The 25,388-nt window shown below is 46.4% G+C and carries 21 protein-coding genes, 2 tRNA genes and 1 pseudogene; 15 read left to right on the top strand and 9 right to left on the bottom strand.

Annotated elements, in window-relative coordinates; translation table 11 throughout:
• Positions 1-37: 37 nt before the first annotated feature.
• Entirely contained in the window at positions 38-907 is an 870-nt protein-coding gene (locus tag ACXAFQ_RS02300) for a type 2 periplasmic-binding domain-containing protein (RefSeq protein WP_474817963.1), read from the bottom strand.
• A 17-nt stretch (positions 908-924) separates the two neighbouring features.
• Positions 925-1,575, bottom strand: coding sequence for a 7-carboxy-7-deazaguanine synthase QueE (gene queE / locus ACXAFQ_RS02295; RefSeq protein ID WP_474817962.1), 651 nt, complete (start codon positions 1,573-1,575; stop codon positions 925-927).
• A gap of 117 nt (positions 1,576-1,692) precedes the next feature.
• On the opposite strand from queE, the gene queC reads away from it, so the two are divergent.
• The 3 genes from queC to ACXAFQ_RS02280 are packed head-to-tail and all read left to right on the top strand — an operon-like array spanning position 1,693 to position 6,100.
• Complete coding sequence (queC, locus tag ACXAFQ_RS02290; RefSeq protein ID WP_474817961.1) at positions 1,693-2,352, top strand: 7-cyano-7-deazaguanine synthase QueC; 660 nt, start codon at positions 1,693-1,695, stop codon at positions 2,350-2,352.
• Positions 2,353-2,371: 19 nt separating this feature from the next.
• Positions 2,372-2,956 (top strand): DUF2780 domain-containing protein, encoded by a 585-nt coding sequence (locus ACXAFQ_RS02285; protein ID WP_474817960.1) that lies wholly within the window; start codon positions 2,372-2,374, stop codon positions 2,954-2,956.
• 60 nt (positions 2,957-3,016) lie between these two features.
• Positions 3,017-6,100, top strand: coding sequence for a DUF748 domain-containing protein (locus ACXAFQ_RS02280; RefSeq protein ID WP_474817959.1), 3,084 nt, complete (start codon positions 3,017-3,019; stop codon positions 6,098-6,100).
• Between the two features lie 107 nt (positions 6,101-6,207).
• Here ACXAFQ_RS02280 and ACXAFQ_RS02275 read toward each other — a convergent pair whose 3' ends face one another.
• From ACXAFQ_RS02275 to ACXAFQ_RS02265, 3 genes are all read right to left on the bottom strand, one after another.
• On the bottom strand, positions 6,208-7,134 hold the full coding sequence (locus ACXAFQ_RS02275; protein ID WP_474817958.1) for a LysR family transcriptional regulator: 927 nt from the start codon (positions 7,132-7,134) through the stop codon (positions 6,208-6,210).
• Between the two features lie 170 nt (positions 7,135-7,304).
• Complete coding sequence (uvrB, locus tag ACXAFQ_RS02270; RefSeq protein ID WP_474817957.1) at positions 7,305-9,323, bottom strand: excinuclease ABC subunit UvrB; 2,019 nt, start codon at positions 9,321-9,323, stop codon at positions 7,305-7,307.
• Positions 9,323-10,630, bottom strand: a complete 1,308-nt coding sequence (locus ACXAFQ_RS02265) for an MATE family efflux transporter (protein WP_474818400.1) — start codon at positions 10,628-10,630, stop codon at positions 9,323-9,325. Before ACXAFQ_RS02265 ends, uvrB begins: the two co-directional genes overlap by 1 nt.
• Positions 10,631-11,752: 1,122 nt before the next feature.
• Here ACXAFQ_RS02265 and ACXAFQ_RS02260 point away from each other — a divergent pair.
• From ACXAFQ_RS02260 to nth, 9 genes are all read left to right on the top strand, one after another.
• Positions 11,753-11,829, top strand: a tRNA-Asn gene (locus tag ACXAFQ_RS02260).
• Positions 11,830-11,851: 22 nt separating this feature from the next.
• Positions 11,852-11,928: transfer RNA gene (locus ACXAFQ_RS02255), tRNA-Asn, on the top strand.
• A gap of 188 nt (positions 11,929-12,116) precedes the next feature.
• The gene (gene rsxA / locus ACXAFQ_RS02250) at positions 12,117-12,698 is read left to right on the top strand and encodes an electron transport complex subunit RsxA (protein ID WP_070123658.1); all 582 of its coding nucleotides are present in this window, start codon (positions 12,117-12,119) and stop codon (positions 12,696-12,698) included.
• Positions 12,698-13,267 (top strand): electron transport complex subunit RsxB, encoded by a 570-nt coding sequence (rsxB, locus tag ACXAFQ_RS02245; RefSeq protein ID WP_474817956.1) that lies wholly within the window; start codon positions 12,698-12,700, stop codon positions 13,265-13,267. The genes rsxA and rsxB overlap by 1 nt, the downstream gene beginning before the upstream one ends.
• Positions 13,268-13,272: 5 nt before the next feature.
• On the top strand, positions 13,273-15,501 hold the full coding sequence (gene rsxC / locus ACXAFQ_RS02240) for an electron transport complex subunit RsxC (RefSeq protein ID WP_474818398.1): 2,229 nt from the start codon (positions 13,273-13,275) through the stop codon (positions 15,499-15,501).
• Positions 15,501-16,574, top strand: a complete 1,074-nt coding sequence (gene rsxD / locus ACXAFQ_RS02235) for an electron transport complex subunit RsxD (protein WP_474817955.1) — start codon at positions 15,501-15,503, stop codon at positions 16,572-16,574. Before rsxC ends, rsxD begins: the two co-directional genes overlap by 1 nt.
• On the top strand, positions 16,574-17,218 hold the full coding sequence (rsxG, locus tag ACXAFQ_RS02230) for an electron transport complex subunit RsxG (RefSeq protein WP_474817954.1): 645 nt from the start codon (positions 16,574-16,576) through the stop codon (positions 17,216-17,218). Before rsxD ends, rsxG begins: the two co-directional genes overlap by 1 nt.
• Positions 17,215-17,907, top strand: a complete 693-nt coding sequence (locus ACXAFQ_RS02225) for an electron transport complex subunit E (RefSeq protein WP_070123653.1) — start codon at positions 17,215-17,217, stop codon at positions 17,905-17,907. The genes rsxG and ACXAFQ_RS02225 overlap by 4 nt, the downstream gene beginning before the upstream one ends.
• Positions 17,908-17,916: 9 nt before the next feature.
• Positions 17,917-18,549 (top strand): endonuclease III, encoded by a 633-nt coding sequence (gene nth, locus ACXAFQ_RS02220; protein WP_474817953.1) that lies wholly within the window; start codon positions 17,917-17,919, stop codon positions 18,547-18,549.
• A 2-nt stretch (positions 18,550-18,551) separates the two neighbouring features.
• Here nth and ACXAFQ_RS02215 read toward each other — a convergent pair whose 3' ends face one another.
• Positions 18,552-19,355: an SDR family NAD(P)-dependent oxidoreductase gene (locus ACXAFQ_RS02215; RefSeq protein WP_474817952.1), complete on the bottom strand. Its 804-nt coding sequence runs from the start codon at positions 19,353-19,355 to the stop codon at positions 18,552-18,554.
• Positions 19,356-19,366: 11 nt separating this feature from the next.
• Entirely contained in the window at positions 19,367-20,353 is a 987-nt protein-coding gene (locus ACXAFQ_RS02210; protein WP_474817951.1) for a zinc-dependent alcohol dehydrogenase family protein, read from the bottom strand.
• Positions 20,354-20,465: 112 nt separating this feature from the next.
• On the opposite strand from ACXAFQ_RS02210, the gene ACXAFQ_RS02205 reads away from it, so the two are divergent.
• Together ACXAFQ_RS02205 and ACXAFQ_RS02200 are read left to right on the top strand one after the other, a co-directional pair.
• On the top strand, positions 20,466-21,392 hold the full coding sequence (locus ACXAFQ_RS02205) for a LysR family transcriptional regulator (RefSeq protein WP_474817950.1): 927 nt from the start codon (positions 20,466-20,468) through the stop codon (positions 21,390-21,392).
• Positions 21,393-21,411: 19 nt separating this feature from the next.
• Positions 21,412-21,663: pseudogene (locus ACXAFQ_RS02200) on the top strand (endonuclease III); the annotation flags it as partial.
• Positions 21,664-21,692: 29 nt separating this feature from the next.
• On the opposite strand, the gene ACXAFQ_RS02195 reads toward ACXAFQ_RS02200, so the two are convergent.
• A complete protein-coding gene (locus tag ACXAFQ_RS02195; protein ID WP_474817949.1) occupies positions 21,693-22,577 on the bottom strand; it encodes a LysR family transcriptional regulator in 885 nt (294 codons plus the stop codon).
• 106 nt (positions 22,578-22,683) lie between these two features.
• On the opposite strand from ACXAFQ_RS02195, the gene ACXAFQ_RS02190 reads away from it, so the two are divergent.
• Entirely contained in the window at positions 22,684-23,175 is a 492-nt protein-coding gene (locus ACXAFQ_RS02190) for a VOC family protein (RefSeq protein WP_474817947.1), read from the top strand.
• A 35-nt stretch (positions 23,176-23,210) separates the two neighbouring features.
• Here the strand turns inward: ACXAFQ_RS02190 and ACXAFQ_RS02185 are convergent, their stop codons facing one another.
• Positions 23,211-25,235: a winged helix-turn-helix domain-containing protein gene (locus ACXAFQ_RS02185; RefSeq protein WP_474817946.1), complete on the bottom strand. Its 2,025-nt coding sequence runs from the start codon at positions 25,233-25,235 to the stop codon at positions 23,211-23,213.
• Positions 25,236-25,388: the final 153 nt, after the last annotated feature.

The following is a 25,388-nucleotide window of genomic DNA, read 5'->3' as shown; positions in this document are numbered from 1 at the left end:
AGCAATATACCAATTAAAAGAATAAGTGACCGAGCTCTCAGGGATTCTCCTGGTTTTCGAGAGACGCCTTGTACCAAAGCGAAGCGTCCTGCAGCGGGGTTTGTTCAGGTAACAAGGTGTTGTCGAGCACGATGGTGTTGCGATTCGACAAATCCAGTTGCTTTAACGCATCTTCATACGTCGACATAAACAAGGCATCAAAGGAACCATCTTCAATGGCCATTTTAAGGCCTGTCTCAATTAGCCTCGCCAGTGTTGTATTACCTTTATTAACGAAAAAATACAGCGCCGTGGGGTAATACATCGCGACGTTTTTCTCTAACATGATATCCGAGGGCATGGTATCGGCATTCAGCTCATTAAGCACTTCCATTACCGATCGAGGAAAAAAATCAGCCTTGTGGGTTTCGAGCACTTCAGCCGCATTACCATAAGACGGAACGGTAAAAACATTAAAGCCGTTTGCCTGCAAAATTTTGGTATCTGGCCATTCTTCACCTGAAATAGGTACCAGTTTGAGCAAATCATTTTTGCTCATCTCTTTGGTAAATCGTGCCTCGCTCATGTCGTTGATGAGGAATACACGCCAGCCAATTAACCCTTTGGCCAATGGAATACGAATTGGGAGAAGATCTTTTTCTCGCTGACTGTCAGTCATGCTCCAAACCACATTCACTTCGCGATTTTCACGCAACTGGCGAAGCGCCTTCCCCTGCAGCATGATACGGTCGGAGGGCAACAAACTGTACTTCACACCGGTCTTTTCCAGCGCCAGGGTTAACAACGCCAGTGGATATTCGGTACGTAAATCTTTGTCGTCTATAGGTCGAGGATAGGTAATAGACCATAACGCGGCCTGCGCATTAATGCTTAATAACAGCAGTGAGACTGCGAACCACTTGCGCATAAGCGACATCCTTCCCTTTACTCGATACCGATGTATTTGTGTGTTTGTAACGATAAACGCCAGTTTCTAGCAATACAAGTCGCAATCGCCAAATCGGTTGCACGTTGCTGCTGACTAATGGGTTGCAAACAAACGTGCGCCGGTTGCGCGTCACCTAAACGCGCCAACAGTGCATCTAACTCATCCACATGCTTTTGCATGGCCACCGGATGTTTAATTTCGTTAGCCCGTTGCAATGCGCTAGTCAGAATCTTCATGCCGCCTTTCATATCGACTTTGGGCGACACCGTTACCCAGGTATCCTCATGGCAAAGCACCTCGAAGGTACCGCTTGTTTCAATTTGCGTGGTGAAGCCGCGCGCATGCAGCAGTGATGTCACCGAGGTTAAGTCGTACATACAGGGCTCACCGCCAGTGATCACAACATGGCGTGCGTTATAGCCGCGCTGCGCAAATATTTCCAATAGCGCGTCGTCAGTGCAGGCGAAGAACGCTTCACTTTCCTGTGTTTTGTCTAACACCGCATCGGCAGAAGTTAGAAATGCGTCGTCCAGGGTCCAGGTGTGTTTAGTGTCACACCATGGGCATCCCACAGGGCATCCCTGAAGGCGGACAAAGATAGACGGCACACCGGTTTGCACCCCTTCGCCTTGGATGGTTTCAAACATTTCATTAATTTTTAGCTGAGTTTGCGGCAATGTGGTGGTCCTGTGGTGTATTCAGGTTGGGATTTTACCAAGAATCAAATAGAATTCAGGCATCTTTTCGCGAAAAAAACGAAACTTATGTCTGAAAAAGTCATTGTTATCTATTCCGGCGGCATGGATTCATTTACCGTGCTGCATAAAGCCCTTGCCGATGGGAAAAAACCGTATGCGCTGTCATTCAATTACGGACAACGTCATAAAAAGGAGCTTGATTATGCAGCCCGTGTTTGTGACGAATTAAACGTGCCACACAAAATCGTTGATATTTCAGCGATTAACGCTTTGGTCGGTGGCTCTGCATTAACCGACGACATTGATGTACCAGAAGGTCATTATGAAGAGCCATCAATGAAGACCACCGTAGTGCCCAATCGTAATATGATCCTGCTTTCACTGGCTGTAGGCTACGCAGTAAGTGAAGAAGCTACCAAGGTATATTACGGTGCCCACTCAGGCGATCATGCCATTTATCCGGACTGTCGTCCCGAATTCGTTGAAAAAATGAATGATGTATGCGCTATTGCTAACTACGAGGCCGTTGAAATTGTGACGCCTTACCTCAAGGTAAGCAAAACCGCTATTCTTACGGCGGGTTTGCAGATGGGACTGGATTACGGAAAAACCTGGACTTGCTATAACGGCAGGGAAAAAGCCTGCGGAAAATGTGGTGCTTGTCAGGAGCGTCTTGAAGCATTCCGTGAAAATCAGGCTACTGACCCGCTGGCATACGAAGCCTAATCATTAACAGGAGTAATGTATGAAAGCATTATCAATCGCCGCTATTACCGTATCACTGGTGATGTCATCGCACGCCTATGCGGGTGTGAATCAACAAACATTGTCCGGTTTACTGAATAGTAAGAAACCCGCCGAATCCACTGCGACCACGTCTGCGCTAATGGATTTACAAGGTACAGATATTATGGGGCTGGTTAGCAGCGTTTCAGAAAACCTGGGCGTTACGGAAGCACAGTCGCAAGGTGGTATTGCGTCTGTGTTTAACTATGTTAAGGGAAATTTATCTTCCGGTGATTTCTCGTCATTGTCTGACAGCTTACCGGGCCTGGACAGCTTAATGAGCATGGTACCTGAGACAACCACTGAAGGCTCAACGTCTGGTAAATCTTCTTCTTTGTCCGGATTGTTAAATAAAGCTTCCGAATACAGTGGTTCGATGAAGTCGATTAACGATCTTAAAAATCAATTTGAAGCACTGGGGCTGACGCCAGAAATGATCAGCAGTTTTGTCAGTCAAATAAGCACATATTTACAATCAGAAGAAGGCCAACAGACCCAAACTTTATTCCGCAGTGGTCTGGATAAATTAGTTAGCAATCTTTAACGCATTCTGCGGGGCTGCCTATGAGTCCCGCAATCTCCTTAACCTGGCAATCTCGTTATCATGGCTCTGAAAAATCTGACTACCGCATTTTCCCGCTTTCCTCGTTGGCTTCGGTTTAGCACTTATCTGATACTCGCCTACCTGCTTTATGCACTGTTGGTGGGGGCTATCACACCACTCGTCTTACAATCTCAACTGCCGTCGTCGTTATCTGAAACATTGGGAAGGCAGGTCAGTATCGATAAAATTGGCATTAATCCCTTTTTATTACGGGCCCGAGTGTCGGGCTTTGTTATTGCCGAAGACAGGAGCGATGATACCTTTGTTAAGTTCGACCTATTAGAAGCAGATATTGGGTTTTGGCGTACCCTCACGTCGTTTACGCCAACCGTTGAACATGTTTTCCTGATAGCGCCCTATTCAAAAGTTGAACGCTTGGATGAGGGAGAAGATACTCGCTTTAATTTCTCTGACATCCTCGACCACCTGGCAAAAAACCGCGAGCCAGAGCAGCAAGCATCCCAGCAAACCGCTGTTCCACATATTCGATTGGACGCGTTTCATCTTCAAAAGGGACATATTGAATTAGCCGATAAGGTTACCGGTGCAACCTTGTCGTATCCTGATTTAAATCTGGACCTCGCTAACCTCGATACGCACTCCACCATTTCGTTGCAACCTGAGAAAGTTGAACAAAACGCACTGAAAAATCGTTACCGGTTAGATATTGAATCCGACGATGGGGGTAAGTTTCATTTCGATGGTTTGTTCCAGTTGGCACCACTCGAAGTTGCCGGACAAATCAGGCTAAACAATATCAACCTGCCGCCTTTGTGGCCGCTATCTGAAGACATTATTGAGGCCAGACTCAGCAGTGGACGATTAAATTTCAATGTACAGTACCGTCTTGCCGAAACAGCCGATGGCATCAATTTGAAAGCAGGAAATGGTAACCTGACCTTATCTCAACTGGCACTATCAGACAGTGAAAAAGAAAGAGTCACCGTCGATGAAATTGCTTTGAAAGGGCTGGCCATGGACACGGCCAGTACTCGGGTCGATATTGAATCATTAACAGTCGCGCGCCCTACAGTAAACGGGGTTTATAACGAAGGTAATGTAGATTTAGTTGCTATATTTACGCCTCGCTTAAAAAACGCCACATCGCCTAGCGCAACATCACAAAGTTCCTCTACCTCAGCGCCTGATACTTCCGCCAATGATTGGCTCGTTACACTGAACGCTTTTTCTCTCCGCGACGGTAATATTCAACTTGCAGAAAAACACATTGCGGAGTCAGTAAATTGGCGAGTCAGTCAGCTCGATGTGATGACGGGGGCAATACAGTCTGATTTCAGTCAACCCATAAAGTACGAAATTGGGTTTGGTATTGCCGGTGATCCAGATGGCGTGCCGCAAGACCATGCCGGTACCCTTTCAACATCGGGCGAGGCAGATATCAATACCCTCAGCTTCAACGGTGATTTTTCACTTGAAAACCTTAACCTGAGTCAATTTCAGCCTTACATCGCACCATACGCCAATGTGTCTTTAACGGAAGGTGCTGCAACGGCTCAGGGGCATTTTAAAGCGAGTAAGGAAGGCAGTATTCTGTTTGACGGTAGTGCGGGCATTACGTCACTGGACATTCTGGACGGCCTGCATTTTGAACCCTTACTTAAATGGCAGGACATGCAAGTATCTGGCATTCGTTATAGCAGCGACGATAACGAACTGCTTGTGGATAATATCGCGCTCACAGCGCCCTACGGTAAACTGCTAATTGATGAACAGCGCCGCACTAATATAGGGGCAATTATCAAAAGTGACAGTACCGACACGAACGCAGCAGAGTCCGCGACCAGTGAGCAAGTAGAACAAGCGCAAAGTGAAGCCGTCGTAGATAAAACCACGCCGCTGCTAGTAAAAATAAACAGTATCGACATCCAAAATGGCAGTGCCTATTTTGCAGATAACTCTCTCACTCCCCGCTTTGCTTCTGGTATTGAATCTTTAAATGGATCGATTTCCGACTTATATTCCCGCTCTGGCACCGCGGCCAAAGTCGATATTGAAGGCAAGATCGATAATTACGCCCCGGTATCGTTGAAAGGCGCACTGAACCCGCTGTTGGAAGATATCTTCCTTGATCTTAATTTCTCTGTAAGTGGTGCTGAACTGACCTCAGTAAACCCTTACGCCGGTACCTACATGGGTTACTACATTGATGCCGGTCTGTTGTCGCTGGATGTTGAATACAAGCTTCTAAATAACCAGCTAGAGGGCGATAACCATCTGGTTATTGATCAGCTCACGTTAGGTCGAAAAAGTGATTCCGAGCAGGCGTTGAGTCTTCCCCTTGGCCTTGCCGTCGCGCTACTTCAAGATAGCGATGGTGTGATTGATTTGGGCCTGGAAGTCTCTGGTGATTTGGATAACCCCGCGTTTAGCTTCGGTTCGATCATTTTCAATGCACTGGGGAACATCATCAAAAAAGCGGTAACCGCCCCCTTTTCATTCCTGGCTAACCTTGTCGGAAGTGATGAAGATGAACTCAACGAAGTCGACTTCTCTGCCGGTAGCGTCACCGTAAATACCGCCGCAACTGAGAAACTAAAAACCCTGGCAGATGCTCTGAGACAGCGACCCGGACTTCGCTTAAGCATTGAAGGCACGGTGAACGAAGTGAATGATACCAGGCAGATGAAAATCGATCGTCTGAACAGTGATTTGATGAAAACAGCAGGCCTAGAAAGCTTGCCTGACAACTTTTCTGCCAGCGAAATACCTCTTGAAGGACCACTGGCGCAAGCGGTAGCGCAATTGTTTAGTGAACGCACTGGGCATACAGTGGAAACCGAGCGTGAAACCCTTCGCGCACAACTCCAGCAAGAGAAAGACACCCCGCCCGAAGAAAATGAAGTGACCCGCGCTTTGCACATCGCCATGTACAATCAACTGAGAAACCAGGTAGTAATAACTGACGGAGATTTATTTGCGTTGGCGGCAGAACGGGCGAAAGCCGTGAAGGTGTTTCTTGCAAATGAAGCTGATATCAAAGCCAGCAGGCTTTTCCTGCTAAACAGCAGTCAGCACCTAAAAGCAAAAACCAGCAGCGCATTGTTAACCTTGAAAGCAGACTAGGCGCTGCGCGGGCTTTAGCGCATCCCATCGGATAAGCTAGCTTGTCCTAACAACAAAAAAAAGCGGGAAGTGATAACACTTCCCGCTTTTTTATTAATTTGCGATTTTTACTTCTGACTTTCAGAAATAAAATAACCGAGCTCTTTAATACAATGACGCAGAACCGGATTGAGACGAGTGTTTTTGCCGTTCATTACGAACAGTTCGTGTTCGAAATTGAACAAGCTACCCTTCGCAATTGGCACAAGACCTAAACTAGCGCCCTGCTCTTTGGCAATATAATCTGGCAGCAAACCAATGTACTCGCCGGTCATAATGGCTGACAACGCCGCTTCAAATGAATCAGAAAAAGTCTGAATCGCCAAACGTTGATCATCTTCGATATAGTTCGCCGAAGACAAACCAGAAATACCTATCGCAGGATAATCGCTAATCTTGATATCTTCCGGTAACGAAACATCGCGGTATTTTGCCAGCGAATGCGTTGGTGAGCAGTACAAACGTCCAGTACAGTTAACGCCCACAGGATGGAAGGTAACAGACTCAGGTTTCACCATATCGTAAGTAGAAATAACCAGGTGGCATTCACCAGACAGCGCAACATGCTCTACCTCGTTGTAAAGACGGGTCTGAATGTTTACGTGAATGTCGTCGAACTTCTTCATCGTACTTTTCACTGCTTTACTGACAGCCAGGTGCATAGAGAGTGGCAGACCCGCCATCATAACCAGTGTGACATGACCAGAATAGTCGTCGTGAAGGGATTTAAGGTTAAAGACGAAGTTATCGAAAGCATTAAAGATGCGCTTTGTTTCCTGGAAAACCACCTCACCTTCTTTGGTCATCTGAAAACCACCACGGCCGCGATGACACAGTACCAAATCTAAACGTTCTTCGAGCTTTTTGATTGCAGCACTAATATTCGGACGCTGCATTCTTAATACAGGTTCTGCAGCAGTAAATCCGTTACAACTGGCTACCGCATAAAAAACCCTTAGCAATTTAATGTCTGATTCTTGTAAACGATTCAACATGGCGCAATCCCTGAACTTATAGGTATAGTTATGAATACTTTAGAATCATAATATGTAACTGTCACGGGGATTACAACGCTATTTTGCAAGTTTCTTAGCGATAAACCGCTTTTTAATCAAACTGAAACATAAAAAGCGGTTTATAAGGGCGTGTAGGAAGGATAAAACCCTTAAGAAATGGCGACGACTTGTTTACGCAAGGTCTCAATTTCATCCCGGGTCGACGCGGCTTTTTCGAACTCAAGCTCTCGCGCATATTCGAACATTTTCTTCTCCAAATCTGCAATTTGAGACATCAAGTCGGTGGCACTGGCAGCCTGCAGCTCTTTCTTCTTCTCTGCAACTTTGCGCAGTTTAACTTTACCAGAAGCAGGATGGGCACCGTCACCACCGAGATCCATAATATCAGTGATGGGTTTGTTCAGCCGCTGAGGCGTTAACCCATGAGCTTTGTTGTGTGCTTGTTGCTTTGCACGGCGACGATCGGTTTCGTCGATGGCTTTTTTCATCGACTTGGTGATCACGTCCGCGTACATGATAGCCTTACCATTAACGTGTCGAGCTGCGCGACCGATAGTCTGGATCAGCGAGCGCTCTGCACGCAGGAAACCTTCTTTGTCGGCATCTAAAATAGCCACCAGAGAAACCTCTGGCATATCCAAACCTTCCCGTAACAGGTTGATACCAACCAGTACGTCGAATTTCCCTAAACGCAAATCGCGGATGATCTCGATACGTTCAACGGTGTCGATATCTGAATGCAGATATCGTACTTTAACGCCGTGTTCATTCAGGTATTCACTCAAATCTTCCGCCATCCGTTTCGTCAACGTGGTGATCAACACGCGTTCGTCTAGCGCCACACGTTTATGGATTTCAGATAAAACGTCGTCTACCTGTGTCGCTACAGGGCGCACCTCAATGATTGGGTCTAGCAAACCGGTAGGACGTACTACCTGCTCGACAATCTCGCCGTCGGATTTTTTCAGTTCATAATCACCCGGGGTGGCAGACACGTAAATCGTTTGCGGGGAGATCTGTTCAAATTCTTCGAACTTCAGTGGCCGGTTATCCAGGGCCGAAGGCAAACGAAAGCCGAATTCAACCAGCGTTTCTTTTCGCGAGCGGTCGCCTTTATACATAGCGCCAATCTGCGATACGGTTACGTGTGACTCGTCGATAAACATCAAACCATCGGCAGGAAAATAATCCAACAAGGTAGGAGGCGGCTCGCCCGGCGCACGACCCGAGAGGTAACGTGAGTAGTTTTCAATACCCGAGCAATAACCCAATTCCATCATCATTTCTACATCGAACTGAGTACGTTGAGAAATCCGTTGTTCCTCTAGTAACTTATTACTCTCCAGTAACTGCGCTTTGCGCCCTTTCAGTTCTTCTTTGATATCTTCAATGGCATTGAGGATTTTTTCTCTGGGTGTCACATAATGGGTTTTCGGAAATACCGTTGCCCGTACCACGGATTTATCCACCGCGCCGGTGAGCGGATCAAACAAGCTGATTTTCTCGATTTCGCTATCAAACAACTCAACCCGCACCGCCTGCTTCTCAGAATCTGCCGGGAAGATATCAATCACATCACCGCGCACGCGGAATGTACCTCGTTCAAACGCCAAATCATTGCGCTTATATTGCAACTCTGCCAAACGACGCAGAATGTCACGCTGATCCATGGTGTCACCCTGGCGCAGGTGCAACAACATTTTCATATAGGATTCGGGGTCGCCCAAGCCATAAATGGCCGACACACTGGCCACAATAACTACGTCTCGACGCTCCATTAGCGCCTTAGTAGCAGATAGCCGCATTTGCTCAATGTGATCATTTATCGAAGCATCTTTCTCAATGAAAGTATCGGTACTCGGCACATAAGCTTCTGGCTGATAATAATCGTAATACGAAACAAAATATTCCACCGCGTTATTGGGGAAAAACTCTTTCATTTCGCCATATAACTGTGCTGCCAGCGTTTTGTTGTGAGCAAGAATGAGCGTAGGACGCTGCACATCCTGAATGACGTTGGCCATGGTGAAGGTTTTACCGGAGCCAGTCACCCCCAATAATGTCTGACTCGCCAGGCCGCTTTCAAGCCCATCAACCAGCGCTTCTATCGCTTTTGGCTGGTCGCCCGCTGGCTGATATTTGGATTGCAGTTCAAAGCCTCTACTCATTATGCTGTTTGCTCTCCTGGTTCCTGACGATGTTCAGACAACGCCCGGTTGAAATAAATATAGGACACCGTTGCCATACACAGATTGGCAACCACTACGCCCCAGAATAGGCCATTGAGTCCGAAGAACAGGCTGGCCGCATAGGATACTGGTACGTAGAAGATAAATAATCGGATGAAACTGAGCACCAACGCCGCCATCGGGCGGTGCATCGCGTTTAATGATGAATTCGTTAATATAATGATGCCTTGAAAGCCATATCCCAACGGTACAATCATTAAAAATAAGTGAATTAAAGATGCCACTTCTGCTTCTTCGGCAAACGAGGTAGCGATCCAGTCCGATAAAAGCCACAGAATAGCGAACACCAGCAATTGCCAGAAAACGACAAATTTCAGTGTCAGGCGATAAGACGCTTCCACCCTGTCATATAAACTGGCTCCCACGTTTTGGCTGATAATGGGCGGCAGCGTCATTGATAATGCCAAAATGACAATAGAGGCTATCGATTCGAGCCGATTACCTACTCCCCATGCAGCCACTGCCTCAGCACCATAATTTGCCACCACCGCCGTCATTACACCACCGGCAATGGGGGTTAACATGTTAGCCCCGGCAGCAGGCAAACCTATACGTAAAACCGGCAGCGCGCTTTTCTTTAATTCACTGAACGTAAGCAAGCGCGGCACCATTAACTGTTTTCTTACCGCCAAATACCAAATAATCCATACTGCTCCCACAATCCAGGCGAGTAAGGTTGCCAAAGCAGCTCCCTCTATTCCCATGGCCGGAATGGGGCCAACCCCAAAGATAAAGATAGGATCAAGTGCAGCGTTAAGTCCGCCTCCTACAGCCATTAGAATACTCGGCGTACGGGTATCGCCACTGGCGCGTAATACACTGTTACCCACCATCGGCAAAGCCAGAAACACGCTGGAGAGATACCATAATGTCATATAGTCGTGAATGAGTGGCATTAACGACGCATCGGCATTAAGTAAGGCAAAGATAGGATCGATGGTAAGATAACCGATAAGGGCTAACCCGCCGACCAATGAAAATGACAACATCAGTGAGCTAGTCGCATATTCCCTAGATTCTTCCAGGTTGCCGCTGCCCTGAAGCTTACCGATTATGGCGGAGGTTCCAATGCCTAAGCCAATATTCAAACTAATCACGGTAAACGTTACCGGAAAAGTAAAACTAATTGCTGCCAGGGGCTCCGTTCCCAGCAAACTGACAAAGAAGGTATCCACCAAGCCGAAGCTCATCATCATGATCATTCCCAGAATCATCGGAATGGTCATGCGCTTCAAAATGGTGCCAACATCACCTTCTGTTAAACTTGTAGCACGCACATTTTTTTTCGAATCTGTCACATCAGTCTCAATAAAAATCAATCCAGAAGGATTAATGGTGTTAGAGCAGTTAGCCATTCAGTTTACTTGACTGCCTCCCCGCTTGCACGACTATATGGGATTTAATCAGTCACTGTTTATATACGCCATCGTGATGTCTCTAAATGCCAGGTTTCGTATGGGTGATACAATCGGCATAGAGGTTTAATCTTCTCAGAGCATCGTATCTTCCCAGCGGCGGGGTTAAGCGGCAAAAGTTACCTTTATTACTACAACAATCGTATGAGATCTCGGTTTGTAATTCTGTGACACTCAGATGACAGCATTTTGACAGTGCTAGTCAGGCTTTTGACCCGATTATCCCGATAAACCGTAAACGGTTGAATCGTACAAAATGTTAAATTAGCGTTAAGTTTATGCTCAGGTGTCAAAATACTGATGGCTTATTAAGCGCGACTAGCGAATTAACACACAAGTTTGTCAATGTCTGTACAAATCAGATCAAATAGTCTACGCACTTAGATCTTTTAAAGTAAGCCATTGATAATAAATAAAATACCAAGATATCCGCGTAAGACACCAGGCTTAATTAAGCACAACAATCGCTGAATAATTAAACTAAAAGCACACCTATCAACATAGTTATCCACAGATTTAGTGGATAACTGGCTAAAGGCCAGTATTCTCGGGTATTTGTGCCGATCCCGCATCATTTTATGTAAGTGAAGACTAACCTTAGAATTGCCTGAACAACGTTACACTTCTATTAATAACTGTACTTTAATACAGTAGTCAAAGTCTTTTTCATATTCATTTCATACTTATGACTAAAAAATAGTTATAAGCATTTAATCCAATATTTTTAGACTTTGCCTTGTCAAAATTCTGACTTTATTTTCAACAACCTACCTTAACTGGGTTTCTTCAAGTGCGTTTTTTAATCGCTTTGATGCTTTTTTGACTGAAAAGCATTAAAAAAGTTATTTTTTGAGCGAACAGTAAAAAATCTTCAAAACGTTTGTTGACAGTAACCGATTACGTCATTAATATTCCGCCCCGTTGAAAGGCAGGTCCCCCTTAGCTCAGTTGGTTAGAGCGACGGACTGTTAATCCGCAGGTCCCCCGTTCGAGTCGGGGAGGGGGAGCCAACTTTTCAATGTCAATTTCGGTTCCCCCTTAGCTCAGTTGGTTAGAGCGACGGACTGTTAATCCGCAGGTCCCCCGTTCGAGTCGGGGAGGGGGAGCCAAATTTCTCTTAATTCGATTTATAATTCCCTCCCCTCTTTAAATTCTCTCAAATTATTCATTTTAAGATTACCATTATTCTTTTGTATTAAGTTGTTAATCACGCGACAAAAAGCGATAATACGCCACCTGACAGGCAGTAGCCTGAGTGTTTTATTTCAAACCATAGATTCGCGTCCGCAACTTTACTATGACAGATTTCTTGTTGCTCTTAGTGGGCACAGTACTTGTAAACAATTTCGTTCTGGTTAAATTCCTGGGTCTCTGCCCGTTCATGGGTGTGTCTGGCAAGCTAGAAACCGCTATTGGTATGGCGATGGCCACCTCCTTTGTTCTTACGCTTGCCTCCGTAACCAGTTACCTCGTAGAAACTTACCTGCTAGCACCATTAGGAATTGGCTATCTTCGCACCCTTGCCTTTATTTTGGTAATTGCTGTAGTGGTGCAGTTCACAGAAATGGTGGTGCACAAAACCAGCCCCACCTTGTATCGCCTGCTCGGTATTTTTCTCCCGCTTATCACTACCAATTGTGCAGTATTAGGTGTCGCTTTGTTAAACCTCACCGAACAACATAACTTTGTAGAAAGCTTAATATATGGCTTCGGCGCATCCGTTGGCTTTTCGCTGGTACTTATTTTATTCGCAGCCATGCGTGAACGCCTCGCCGCTGCAGATGTACCGGTAGCGTTCAAAGGTGCGTCAATAGCGATGGTTACCGCTGGGTTAATGTCGTTAGCATTCATGGGCTTTACCGGTCTGGTGAAACTATAATGACAGTATCTATTGCCCTTATCGCCATAGGCGTCTTAGCCGCTGCATTTGGCTTGTTACTTGGCTATGCAAGCATTCGATTCAAAGTAGAAGCCGATCCGCTAGTAGAACAAATCGATGAAGTACTCCCGCAGACGCAATGCGGCCAATGTGGTTATCCCGGCTGCCGCCCGTATGCCGAAGCGATTGCCAATGGTGATGACATCAATAAATGTCCACCAGGTGGTGAATCAACCATCAAAAAACTTGCCGATTTAACGGGTAAAGAAGCGAAGCCACTGGATGCTGCTCATGGCGAGGAAGACGTTAAAAAAGTCGCCTTTATTCGCGAAGACGAATGCATTGGCTGCACGAAATGTATTCAAGCCTGCCCCGTTGATGCCATCCTGGGTGCTGCGAAGCAAATGCATACCGTATTAACCCAAGAATGTACAGGCTGTGACTTATGCGTTGATCCCTGTCCGGTAGACTGTATTGATATGTTACCTGTGGAGGTAACACCAGCGTCCTGGAAATGGGATTTTGATAAAACGCCTAAGGGCGATATTCCGATAAAGATGGTGTCTTAAGCGTGATGTTCCCGGAATTTGAAGACGTCGTTTCACGACTGGATAAAGGCCAACTTGCCACTTTTCCAGGGGGTGTTCATCCTCAGGACCACAAAGCGCTGTCGAATCAGACACAGATTGCCGATCTGCCGCTAGCAAACGAATTTGTTATTCCCGTACGACAGCATATTGGGACAGACGGTACCCTGCTTGTGCGTGCGGGCGATAAGGTCATGAAAGGCCAACCCCTTACGCAAAGTAATCAGCCTTTTTCCGTACCGGTACACGCACCGACTTCCGGTGTTGTTACCGACATTACGCAGCATGTTACCGCGCACCCCAGTGGTCTAAACGAACTTTGCATGGTGCTGAAAGCCGATGGCCAGGACATCTGGGCACCACTTTCCCCATGCGACGATTACACCGCGCTTGATAAAACAGCCCTGATTGAAAAGCTTTGCGACGCAGGAATTTCAGGTATGGGCGGTGCAGGTTTCCCCACTCATATCAAAGCATCAGCGAATAACGAGGTTGAATTCCTCATTATCAACGGTGCGGAGTGTGAGCCCTACATCACCTCTGATGATCGCCTAATGCGAGAGCATGCAGAAAGTATTCTCTCTGGCATCGATATCCTCAGCTATTTGCTAAAACCTAAATGTGTGGTTTTTGCTATTGAAGATAACAAGCCAGAAGCACTGGACGCCATTCGAAAACAGGTGGTTTCACGCCCTCATGTCCGAGTAGTGAGCATCGAGACAAAGTATCCGGCTGGCGGCGAGAAGCAACTTATTCAAGTGGTGACAGGCCGTGAAGTACCACGAAAAGGCCTGCCGCTGGATATTGGCGTTACCATGTTCAACGTAGGTACTTGTCATGCAATCAATGATGCCATTTCATTTGGCAAGCCACTCATTGAACGGATTGTCACGGTAACGGGTAAAGCAGTAAAACGCCCTGGCAACTACCGTACCCGCCTTGGTACGCCAGTGAATCATTTATTGTCTCTGGCGGGGTATTTAGCGGATAAACAAAAAACACCGCAAGTGATTATGGGCGGGCCAATGATGGGCTTTACCCTAAATGACGCAGCAGTGCCAGTGGTTAAAATCACCAATTGCCTACTGGTTCCTGAAACCCATGAACTGACGCAAGGCGAAGACGAACGGGCATGTATTCGCTGTAGCGCTTGTGCCGATGCCTGCCCTGCAACCTTATTGCCCCAGCAATTATATTGGCACAGTAAGGCCCGCGAATACGACAAAACTCAGGAATACAATCTTTTCGACTGTATTGAATGTGGTGCCTGCGCCTATGTGTGTCCCAGTGAAATTCCACTGGTGCATTATTACCGTAAAGCAAAGGCCGATATTCGCCTCGAACTCGACGAAAAAGCAAAATCGGAAAAAGCCAAAGAGCGTTTTGAAGCCCGTAAAGCCCGGCTTGAACAAGAAAAAGCAGAGCGAGAAGAGAAGCATCGCAAAGCTAAAGAAGCCAGATTAGCCGCGGCTGAAAAGCCAGCGAGAAAAGCGGCCGATGCAACAGCCGATCCGGCGAAAGATAAAGTCGCCGCTGCACTGGCTCGGGCAAAAGCGAGAAAGGCCGCACAGGCTGCTCAAGCGACAGGCGAAAAAGCTTCCGTAGAAAAAGCGGAAGCAACAACAGCGGACGCGACCCAGGCCAGTGAGAAGCCCGCTGGTGATAAGAAAGCAGCCGTTGCCGCCGCTATTGCAAGGGCAAAAGCGAAAAAGGCTGCGCAGAATGCTGAAACAGCAGAGACCCCTTCTGACCAAGTTGTGACTCCCGCAGATTCACCAGCGCCAGCACCAGCGAACGATCGTAAAGCGGCCGTGGCTGCCGCCGTCGCACGCGCCAAAGCCAAAAAGGCCGCGCGGGAGGCTGGCTCGCCCGCAGCTGAAGCTGTTCAACAGCAGAAAGATTCCACGCCGCAGCCAGAAGCCAGCCCTGCGCCTAATAATGAAGTTAGCGATAAAAAGGCCGCGGTGGCCGCCGCTGTTGCCCGTGCCAAGGCGAAGAAAGCGGCGAGAGAGGCCGAACAGCAATCCGCACCTCAGTCAGACACTTCAGCACCAGCAACGAAACCGGTAGAAGAAAGTGAGCAGGCTCCTGTGCCACATAATCCTGATGTAAGTGCTGAAGACAGCGCCGCAGAGGCAAAGAAAAAGCGTATCGCCGCCGCAGTCGCCAAGGCAAAGGCCAAGAAGGCACAGAAAGAAAACGAGAATAAAGCCTAATGAAATTAACCTTATCTAGCTCCCCTCACCTACGCGCCAAACGGGATACCGGACAGGTGATGCGTCTGGTGCTCTATGCCATGCTGCCAGGCTTTGCCTGTCAACTGTACTTTTTTGGCTGGGGTGTAATGATTCAGGCTGCTATTGCCCTTATTACCGCGATTGTAACCGAGGCCGCTATTCTCGCGTTGCGGAATAAATCCGTTATACGCAACCTCAGCGATTACAGCGCTGTACTCACAGCCTGTTTACTGGCAGTGAGTATTCCTCCCACCTTACCTTGGTGGATGACAGTGATTGGCACCTTCTTTGCCATTGCCATCGTGAAGCAACTTTATGGTGGACTGGGTTACAACCTCTTTAACCCGGCAATGATTGCATACGTTGTGTTGCTGGTGTCTTTCCCGGCGGCAATGACGCAGTGGCTTCCCCCGGTCTCGTTACAGGCAACACAACTGAATTTTGCTGACACGTTAAGTTTGATTTTTACCGGCTTCTCCGTGGATGGAATGGATATTACGCAGGTAAAAACAACGATAGACGGCATCACGTCGGCCACCCCTCTCGATTACGTTAAAACGGGTTTAACGCAGTCACAAACCTATTCTGAATTACTAAATTCGGGGTTGTTCAATAGCGGTGTTGCAGACAGTGCCGCCGCGGGTTGGTCATGGGTTGGCCTCGCGTACGCGCTAGGCGGCTTGCTGTTATTGCGGCTGAAAGTGATCAGTTGGCATATTCCCGGTAGCATGATGCTAAGCGTCATCATTTGTGCACTGCTCATGCACCTCATTAATCCAGACATTTACGCATCGCCGTTGTTTCATTTACTCAACGGTAGCTTGTTATTCGGTGCATTTTTTATCGCCACCGACCCGGTATCAGCGTCTACAACACAAAAAGGTCGTCTGGTTTTCGGCGCTATGATTGGTTTCTGGATAGTAATAATCCGTACTTTCGGAGGTTACCCGGATGCCGTGGCTTTTGCCGTGATCATCATGAACATGGCAGTACCGCTCATCGATTACTATACCCGTCCGCGCACTTATGGCTATTCGCGGGGTAAGCAATAATGAACACCATACTTAAAAATGGGGTAATGCTTGGCGCGTTTGCGCTGGTAACAACAGGTCTCATCGGTGTCACGTTTTACGGCACTGAAACGCGCATTGAACAGCAAAGACAACAGCGTTTGCTGTCTATCCTTAATGAAGTTGTGCCTCCGGCCACCCATGACAATGAACTGTATGCCGACTGTACAATTGTGTCAGATCCCATGCTGGGTAACGCTGATAGTCAGCACCGCGTGTATCGTGGCCGACTAAATGGCGTTCCCTCAGCTCTTGTTATTGAAGCCACCGCACCAGACGGATATAGCGGTGACATCGATTTGGTAATTGGTGTGAATACTGAACTCACTGTACTCGGTGTGCGTGCGGTGGAACATCAGGAAACACCCGGGTTAGGCGACAAAATTGAACTGGCGGTAAGCAATTGGATCACCAGCTTCAATGGTGAACATTTTGAGGCTGATAATCTTGGAAAATGGCGAGTGAAAAAAGACGGTGGCGAATTCGATCAATTCACCGGTGCTACCATTACGCCCCGGGCCGTTGTTGGCGCCGTGAAAGCCTCATTATTGTACGTGAAAGCCAATCAAGAAATGCTATTTTCGGCCCCATCTAATTGTGCCGTACCGACAGGAGACGCAAAATGAGCGAATTAAAAGAGCTCACCGTTGAAGGTCTGTGGAAAAATAATCCAGCGCTAGTGCAGCTACTGGGCTTATGCCCTTTATTGGCGGTGACCGCTACCGTTATTAATGGCCTGGGGCTTGGTCTTGCCACCATGCTGGTGCTCATTGGTTCAAATGTTACCGTGAGCCTGGTACGCAACATCGTGCGTAACGAAATCCGTATCCCGGTATTTGTCATGGTCATTGCCGCATTTGTGACCATTGTTCAGTTATTAATGAATGCGTTTACCTACGAGCTTTATCTCACACTGGGTATCTTTATTCCGCTCATCGTAACCAACTGCGCCATCATCGGCCGTGCCGAAGCCTATGCGTCGAAAAATGCGGTTCTGCCTGCAGCGGTAGATGGGCTGATGATGGGCGCCGGTTTTACTGCCGTGCTAATGGTTTTAGGCGGCATGCGAGAGGCGTTGGGCTCAGGCACGCTGCTTGCCGGTGCAGATCGGCTTTTTGGCAGTATTGCGACTAACTGGACCATCACGTTGTTTGATACAGAGCAGCCATTTTTATTGGCTATACTGCCGCCAGGTGCCTTTCTTGGCATGGGATTACTGATTGCCGTGAAGAATGTTATCGATGCTCGCCTGGCCGCGAGACAACAGCCTGAAACGAAAACCGTTACCCGTATCAGGGTAACCGCTGAAAGTTAATGTTGCGCTATGAATAATACAAAAAGACGGGAAATACTCACCCGCCTGCGGGATGCGAATCCCCACCCGACCACCGAACTCAATTTTACTACGCCATTTGAATTGCTGGTTGCGGTAACCCTGTCTGCACAGGCTACAGACGTGGGCGTGAATAAGGCCACAGCTAAGCTATTCCCCGTCGCCAATACGCCACAAGCCATTGCTGATTTAGGTGTAGATGGCTTAAAGGAATACATTAAAACCATCGGCCTGTACAATGCGAAAGCCGAGAACGTACACAAGCTCAGTAAAATTATCGTTGAGAAACACAACGGTGAAGTGCCAGAAAGCCGCGAAGCGCTAGAGGCATTACCTGGCGTTGGTAGAAAAACCGCTAATGTGGTGCTCAATACCGCCTTCGGCTGGCCCACGATTGCTGTCGACACCCACATTTTCCGGGTATCCAATCGCACCAAATTCGCCATGGGCAAGAATGTAGACCGAGTGGAAGAAAAGCTGCTTAAAGTGGTCCCAAAAGAATTTAAGGTCGACGTTCACCACTGGCTGATCCTGCACGGCCGTTATACCTGTATCGCCCGCAAACCCCGCTGCGGTTCCTGTATTATTGAAGACTTGTGTGAGTTTAAGGATAAAACCGGGTAGTTTTATCCAAATTGGGTGTAGAAGCTTTCCAAAATTGTCATTAACGCTTTATTCTTCTCTGAATTTGCAGCATCAACGTGAGGCACTGAAAACGTTTTAGAATCGTTATCGAAATACCGGCCGGAGCTTTCTGCAAACTTATCAGAGAGCGATGCTTTAACTAATATTTCAGCACCGATCCCGATATCGTTTCCTGCCAAACCAAAACCTTCTTTAACCATTTTACTAGCCAATAATGAACCGGGGTTAACCGCTAATACAACCTGGTCTGACTTTAGTTCATGGGCTAACTCTTGTGACCATATAGTAATGGCCAATTTACTTTGAGCATAAGCCTGAAAGTCATCTGTAATCGTCAAACTCCCTCGCATAGCTTCGAGGTTGACCGGCGCTTGTGCAGCAGATGACAAATTAATAATTCTCCCATTATCTTTTAGCACTGGCAGTAACCCTTTGGTGATGATGAAAGGGCTAATCGTATTAACGACAAACCTTACATCCACCCCGACACCGCTAACAGGCTTATCCGTCTTGAATACGCCTGCATTGTTGATAATAATATCTAGCGATTGATGACATTTTTTTATATTGTCCACTAACTGCGCCACTTGATAAAAGTCTGAGAGGTCAGCCTTATAAGTGTCTATTTCAATATTTGGAGCAATCTCTAATAGCAATTTGTGAGTCTTTTTCAGCTTGTCTGCATTTCGTCCGTGAATAACCAGGTTGTGTCCTAAACCAGCCAATATCTGCGCGGTTTCTAGACCAATGCCATCTGTCGCACCTGTGATTAATATGGTTTTCATTTCATCCCTCTTCACACGCTGATCACAACTTTGCCCATGGCTTTTCCACTAGATAATCGTTCATGTGCTTTTCCCGCTTCATTTAGTGAAAATGATTGACTGTCCAGAACAACTTCAAGCTCTCCCGCTTCAACAATTCGGGCTAGCTCCTTAAGTATGTCAGAGTGATCTTCCCGATTTACATTGTGGAGCATAGGTATCAGCATAAATACCACATGCAAAGACAAACCTTTGAAATGAGCTAACGATAAATCTAAGTCAAGCATTGCAACAGTTGTGGCAATGTGTCCGTTTAAAGCAGTCGCCTCAAACGAGTTCAGCATGTTTTCACCACCAACCGAGTCGAATACAACATCATAGCCAATTCCTTTAGTATATTTTTCTACATATTCGGCTACGTCTTCTGTTTTATAATTTATAGCGGTGGCTCCTAACTTACTGATAAGAGCTAGCTGCGCATCTCCCCCTCCTGTTGAATAAACCTCAGCGCCAAAATATTTTGCAAGTTGAAGCGCTACGTGACCAACACCTCCTGAGCCACCATGCACCAGCACTTTTTGGCCTTGTTTAACACCCGCACGGGTTAGCCCTTCATAAGCAGTAATACCCACTAATGGCAGTGCGGCAGCTTGTTCCATGGATAAATTCCCTGGCTTTTTAGCTATAAGTCGAAAATCCGCAGCGATATATTCTGCTAATGTCCCGGGCAGATCAGCAAGCCCACCAGCACACCCATACACTTCATCTCCTATTTTGAAATCTGTCACGCCATCGCCCACTTCTTCTACTATTCCGGCGAAATCCATTCCCAAAATAGCAGGCGCTGAAGGGGACAAAGGTAACTCGCTGCCCATTTGACGGATCATTGTGTCCACGGTATTCACACTTGTGGCTTTTATATTCACCAACACATGCATCGGTTTCACTTCTGGTTTGCCGACATGTTTAAGTTCAAATACCTCTGGTCCACCAAATTTGTTAACTACCATTGCTCTCATTTTGACTCTCCGGTTACGCTCTGTTCATGTTTAAGCTAAAACGAGTATAATCTTCAAAGGGGATGTTGATAATTGCCCAAAATAAATAATCACTTTCAACAAAAAGTTTATAATGAATATTGAGTATCTAAAGCTATTTGTTAGAGTAGCCACTACAAACAACATAAGCTCTGCAGGCGCTGAACTTGGCTTATCTGCCGCTGTGGCGAGTAGCCATATTAGAAAGCTGGAAGAAAGTTTGGGCGTAAGGCTTTTTCATAGAACAACAAGAAAGATATCTTTAACTGAAGATGGCGTCGCATTTCTTCATCATGCTGAAGACGTAATTGCTAGCGTGGAAGCGGCTGAAGCATCGGTGGGAGTTGGGAACTTAAAGCCAAGTGGAACGTTGCGTGTTGCTGCTCCAGCCTCATTTGGTCGCATGCATATATTGCCTGCGATGAAAGGCTTTATGAATGAATACCCTAATCTAAAAATAGATTTAAAACTGTCCGATACCATAGTTGATTTAGTAGAAGGCGGTTTTGATATTGCCATCCGAAATTCGCAATTAAAAGACTCAACACTAATAGCCAAAAAACTAGTAAACGATAGACGGATTTTATGTGCGTCCCCTGAGTACATATCTAAATATGGTTCTCCTGCCTCACCCATGGAACTGAGAGATCATAACTGTATAACCCTCTTAAATTTAGATCATTGGGCATTTAAGGGTGGCAATGAAACGCTAAATATTAAAGTCACCGGCAACTTTAGTACCGACAACGGGGAAGCAATACGTGACGCTTGCTCATATGGCATAGGTATAACTGTCAATTCAACCTGGAGTGCCTATCAACAATTAATTAATGGTGAGTTAGTAGAAGTATTATCCGAATACCCATTGATTTCTGAAACCGCTATTTGGGCGGTTTACCCAAGCTCCAGACAATTAGCACCTAAAGTCAGAGCGTTTATTGATTACTTTTCGAGTTACTTTAATAGTGAACCGTATTGGGATGAAAAGCTTAAACAGCACCTCCAGCCACACTCTGTTTAATCAATAGCTACTTTAATTATCCTTTAGCTGGCCCACGATTGCTGTCGACACCCACATTTTCCGGGTATCAAATCGCACCAAATTCGCCATGGGCAAGAATGTAGACCGAGTGGAAGAAAAGCTGCTTAAAGTGGTCCCCAAAGAATTTAAAGTCGATGTACACCACTGGCTTATTCTTCATGGCCGGTACACCTGTATCGCTCGCAAACCCCGTTGCGGCTCCTGCATTATTGAAGATTTGTGTGAGTTTAAAGAAAAAACTGAGATTTAGTGGCGCGTCAGCACGGGGAATCGCCACATTCACCAAACCATTTCAATCACCTGATTGACGGTATCAAAACGTGCTGGTAGCAATCTGTTTCTTTTTGTAATTCGATAGAGCTCTTCGATTACAGGCCGTACCGGCGGCACGATCTGCAACTGCGCGTTTAATGGAAATGCTGAGACCGCACTTTTCGGAAGCACCGTAAACCCGATGCCCTGTGCAATGGGATGCAAGATCTGGCCAATTTGGTTAACCGCACCGACTACCGGTATATTGCTGATATTGATTTTCGACAGCGATGGTTCCTGGCATTGACTAAAATAAAGCGACAAATAATGTATTGCATCGGGGTGTGATATCAGGCCGGCTTGCATCAGTAAGTCAGCTTTATTCACGTTTAAATCGGTTTCTTTGTGGACCACCAAACAAAGCTCTTCCTCACCCAGTTTATGAGAATCGAATAATTGTGAATTTTTAATATCTGTTACAATTCCCATATCCACGCGACTATCCTGCACATCTTGCAGTATTTGATGATTTGGCGCGGCAACAAACCGAATAGACAATTGTCGGTACCGGCTTTGCAAATCAACCAACTGAGGATAAAGCAATAGCGCCACTGAGCCAGAGCTAGCAATGGTGATGTCTCCCACGTGAGGATCATCATAAGCAAGTTGCTCGAACAGACTATGTTCCCGCGCGGCCAACCCCTTTGCATAGCGATAAACCAGTTTGCCCTGCTCAGTCACATCAAAAGATTTATTCTCGCGCTTGATCAACACATGGCCGCATGCCTGCTCAAGCTTGTTAATATGCTGACTCACACCCGGCTGCGTCATAAACAGCTTTTCTGCCGTGTGGGTAAAATGCCCTGTATCCACCAGCGTGATAAAGGTGTGTAACCAAATCGGATTCAACATAGAAAGACCATAACATATAATTATCAATTTAATTATTAATGATAATTTCACGTAATCAAGTAATTTCCTTACGCTTGCTCATGTTGTTTTAGTTGAGGAGAACATTATGAAAATGAATCACGTGGGCATTATGGTTGGCGACATGGATAAGGCCGTTGAGTTCTACACCAACGCGTTAAGCTTTAGAATTGTGATGAACAACACCAAGGTTGTCGAAGAGCGAGAATCAGCCATTGGCCGGATGTGCACCGCGGTATTCGGCGAAGGTTTTAAGGGTTTCAATATTGCTCACCTAGTTACATCCGACGGGATCGGAGTCGAGTTGTTCGAAATGGTAGACCGTGAAGAACGCCACCAGGTAGACTTCTCACGCCTTGGTATCTTCCACTTCTGCGTACAGTTACCCAAGGAACAGTTCAATACGGCGATTCAGCGTGTTGAAGCGTATGGCGGCAAAGTGCGTATGGATATCCACCGCTATCATCCTGATGATGAGCTTAAACAAGCACAAATGGTGTATCTTGAAGACCCATTCGGCAACTTGTTCGAGTTTTACTCCCATTCCTATGAAGATACTTACGCATCGGACTACGAGTGAAATGATTAAGGGGAGGAAGGTAATCTCCCCTTCTGCTATTGCAATTTTACCAGCTCACTGGTTCTAACGGGTTTACTCAAATACAGAAACTGCTGCTCATCATTCGACGTATTGATCAGCATGTCGCCGGTTTCCATTCCCTGATGAATAATTTCGCTCGCACCGCTTTGCACGTCGACAGAGAGAAGGATAAATCCGTCTTCGCTATCCAGTTTCATTGAAAGCGCATCGTTAGCAATGTGAATACCACTGATCGTTCGTTCTTTTGCTATCCAAACGCTCTCAGTTTGACCCTGAGGGCTGATACGAAACACTTGTTTACTATTGGCAAAATACACTTGACCCTGCGGCCCCAGCGCGGCTGAATAACATACCAGCCGCTCACCTTCGGTTTCGTATGTTGTAAGTGTTAAACTGTCCAGATCCAACTTTGCTACGTAGAATGTTAATCCATCATCCGCTCTGTACGTTACCAATACCGCGTTTTCATTTCTAAAATGCTCGCGTAATCCGAATGGTGCGTGGCCGTGGGCTATTTCAGTGTAATTACCAGTTGCTACATCAACATAAAACAGCTTTTCACTACTGGCTGCAACAACCCGTTCACCATCGGGCGTCCACACTACTCCGAAGAGTTCTTCGTTGTCAGGATTGGAGAAAATCATTCGCTGCATTCCCTGTTCATAAACAAATAACTGTTTAAGCCCTGCGCGGTGAGATTCAAACACGAAGCGGCTGTCATCCGGTGAGAATACCGGTAGGAAATCCAGTGAAGATGTATCAACCAGGGTTTCAAAAGTATCCGGAGAGAGTTTTGTTTTTCGCAAGATATCGACATCTACGTTACGCAACTCCATGACAATTTCCTGTCCTGTCGGATCGAACTGCGCATTCTGAATAAATTTGTAATTGTTAAACGCGACTTCCGACAATTCACCCTCCATATCAACGATCTGAAGCTTTGTGCGGTTGCTGATAAGTGCTGACTTTCCGGAGGGATGCCAGCTAAGCCCATAAAGGCTGTCTTCTATTTCAATAAGTACATCAGCTTGAAATTTTTCGGTATCGAGTACATCGATGCGGTAACGATTTTGCCCCATTTCATAACCCAGCAAGATACTTTGTTCATCAGGGGAGAGGGCCAGCGTTTTTAGCCAATCCTGCCCTGTCGCTTTCAGCAACTGTTGTTTATTTTCGCTAGATACATCAATGTACGATAGCCATGTGTCGTTATTGCGCATATCCATTTCGACGAAATAAACGCGGTTTTCGCTATGCCACTCAAGTTTATCGCTGCTTACGTAAAATACCGGAAAGCTTGCAATCTCGTTTTTGCTAATTACCTTGTGTGTTGACGTGTCGAAGGCAAAATAGGACATGGTTGATAAGCCCCCAGTTTTTTCCATAAAGGCCAGCGCTGAACCATCGGGCTTCCAGCCCAAGCTAGAATAGTGGGAATCATAGTTTGTTAGCTTTTGCTCTTTACCCGTATTTAATTCTTTAAGCCAAATATTTCCTTGTGTCTCATTTTTCCTTTCAACTTCACCTTCGCGAACAAAGGCTAGAAATTGCCCATCAGGAGAGAGAGCATGGAATGACTCGCTGGCACCGCTAGAACTCAATGGCAATAATCTGGCGTAATCCATTTTTACTTGTGCAGGTGCAATTGCGAGCCACAAACCGACACCGAGAGCCAACAGACCGATGAATGCCAACGAATAGGCGTAATGATAATTTCTGCGTTTTTTGGGTAATTGTTGGGGAAGCTCGAGCGAATATCCTCGCTTAGGATGGGTCACAACAATCGCGGCATTTCTGGAATCTTCATTGAGCGCTTTGCGTAGTAACGCAATGCAACGCTGCACTGAACTGGTGTTGAATATCGACCCGGGCCAAACCGCATTAAACAGCTGTTCATGACTCACTACCTCGCCAGCATTGCGATACAGATATTGAAGCACTTCCATCACTTTGGGTTCAACGACAGCAACATGATCTGCCGATGAAATCCGACAACGCTTCACATCAACATCAAACTTCCCTATTTGAAACTTGTCCATCTACATCTCATAAATACATTAAAAACAGATACTAAGCTTTTCTTAAGGAAAAAATAAGCCTGACTACATTGCTGCTAAATGACATACCAGAGAGGCTTCACGCAACATAATTTCAATAACGTTGCTAACCGTGAAACGACTTCTTTTTATACT

The sequence above is a fragment of the Alteromonas sp. ABH2_165 genome (genome assembly GCF_056159945.1).
The sequence above is the reverse complement of the archived record's forward strand: the minus strand, read 5'-3'. Positions and strand labels throughout refer to the sequence as shown.

Excerpts from the sequence above, each read along its gene's own strand:
- uvrB (WP_474817957.1), bottom strand. The coding sequence starts at position 9,323 with ATGAGTAGAGGCTTTGAACTGCAATCCAAATATCAGCCAGCGGGCGAC.
- rsxC (WP_474818398.1), top strand. The coding sequence starts at position 13,273 with ATGTTCCCGGAATTTGAAGACGTCGTTTCACGACTGGATAAAGGCCAA.
- rsxA (WP_070123658.1), top strand. The coding sequence starts at position 12,117 with ATGACAGATTTCTTGTTGCTCTTAGTGGGCACAGTACTTGTAAACAAT.
- ACXAFQ_RS02300 (WP_474817963.1), bottom strand. The coding sequence starts at position 907 with ATGCGCAAGTGGTTCGCAGTCTCACTGCTGTTATTAAGCATTAATGCG.
- ACXAFQ_RS02285 (WP_474817960.1), top strand. The coding sequence starts at position 2,372 with ATGAAAGCATTATCAATCGCCGCTATTACCGTATCACTGGTGATGTCA.
- rsxD (WP_474817955.1), top strand. The coding sequence starts at position 15,501 with ATGAAATTAACCTTATCTAGCTCCCCTCACCTACGCGCCAAACGGGAT.
- ACXAFQ_RS02275 (WP_474817958.1), bottom strand. The coding sequence starts at position 7,134 with ATGTTGAATCGTTTACAAGAATCAGACATTAAATTGCTAAGGGTTTTT.
- ACXAFQ_RS02225 (WP_070123653.1), top strand. The coding sequence starts at position 17,215 with ATGAGCGAATTAAAAGAGCTCACCGTTGAAGGTCTGTGGAAAAATAAT.
- ACXAFQ_RS02205 (WP_474817950.1), top strand. The coding sequence starts at position 20,466 with ATGAATATTGAGTATCTAAAGCTATTTGTTAGAGTAGCCACTACAAAC.
- ACXAFQ_RS02280 (WP_474817959.1), top strand. The coding sequence starts at position 3,017 with ATGGCTCTGAAAAATCTGACTACCGCATTTTCCCGCTTTCCTCGTTGG.
- ACXAFQ_RS02185 (WP_474817946.1), bottom strand. The coding sequence starts at position 25,235 with ATGGACAAGTTTCAAATAGGGAAGTTTGATGTTGATGTGAAGCGTTGT.
- ACXAFQ_RS02210 (WP_474817951.1), bottom strand. The coding sequence starts at position 20,353 with ATGAGAGCAATGGTAGTTAACAAATTTGGTGGACCAGAGGTATTTGAA.
- queC (WP_474817961.1), top strand. The coding sequence starts at position 1,693 with ATGTCTGAAAAAGTCATTGTTATCTATTCCGGCGGCATGGATTCATTT.
- rsxB (WP_474817956.1), top strand. The coding sequence starts at position 12,698 with ATGACAGTATCTATTGCCCTTATCGCCATAGGCGTCTTAGCCGCTGCA.
- nth (WP_474817953.1), top strand. The coding sequence starts at position 17,917 with ATGAATAATACAAAAAGACGGGAAATACTCACCCGCCTGCGGGATGCG.
- queE (WP_474817962.1), bottom strand. The coding sequence starts at position 1,575 with ATGTTTGAAACCATCCAAGGCGAAGGGGTGCAAACCGGTGTGCCGTCT.
- rsxG (WP_474817954.1), top strand. The coding sequence starts at position 16,574 with ATGAACACCATACTTAAAAATGGGGTAATGCTTGGCGCGTTTGCGCTG.
- ACXAFQ_RS02195 (WP_474817949.1), bottom strand. The coding sequence starts at position 22,577 with ATGTTGAATCCGATTTGGTTACACACCTTTATCACGCTGGTGGATACA.
- ACXAFQ_RS02190 (WP_474817947.1), top strand. The coding sequence starts at position 22,684 with ATGAAAATGAATCACGTGGGCATTATGGTTGGCGACATGGATAAGGCC.
- ACXAFQ_RS02215 (WP_474817952.1), bottom strand. The coding sequence starts at position 19,355 with ATGAAAACCATATTAATCACAGGTGCGACAGATGGCATTGGTCTAGAA.
- ACXAFQ_RS02265 (WP_474818400.1), bottom strand. The coding sequence starts at position 10,630 with ATGACCATTCCGATGATTCTGGGAATGATCATGATGATGAGCTTCGGC.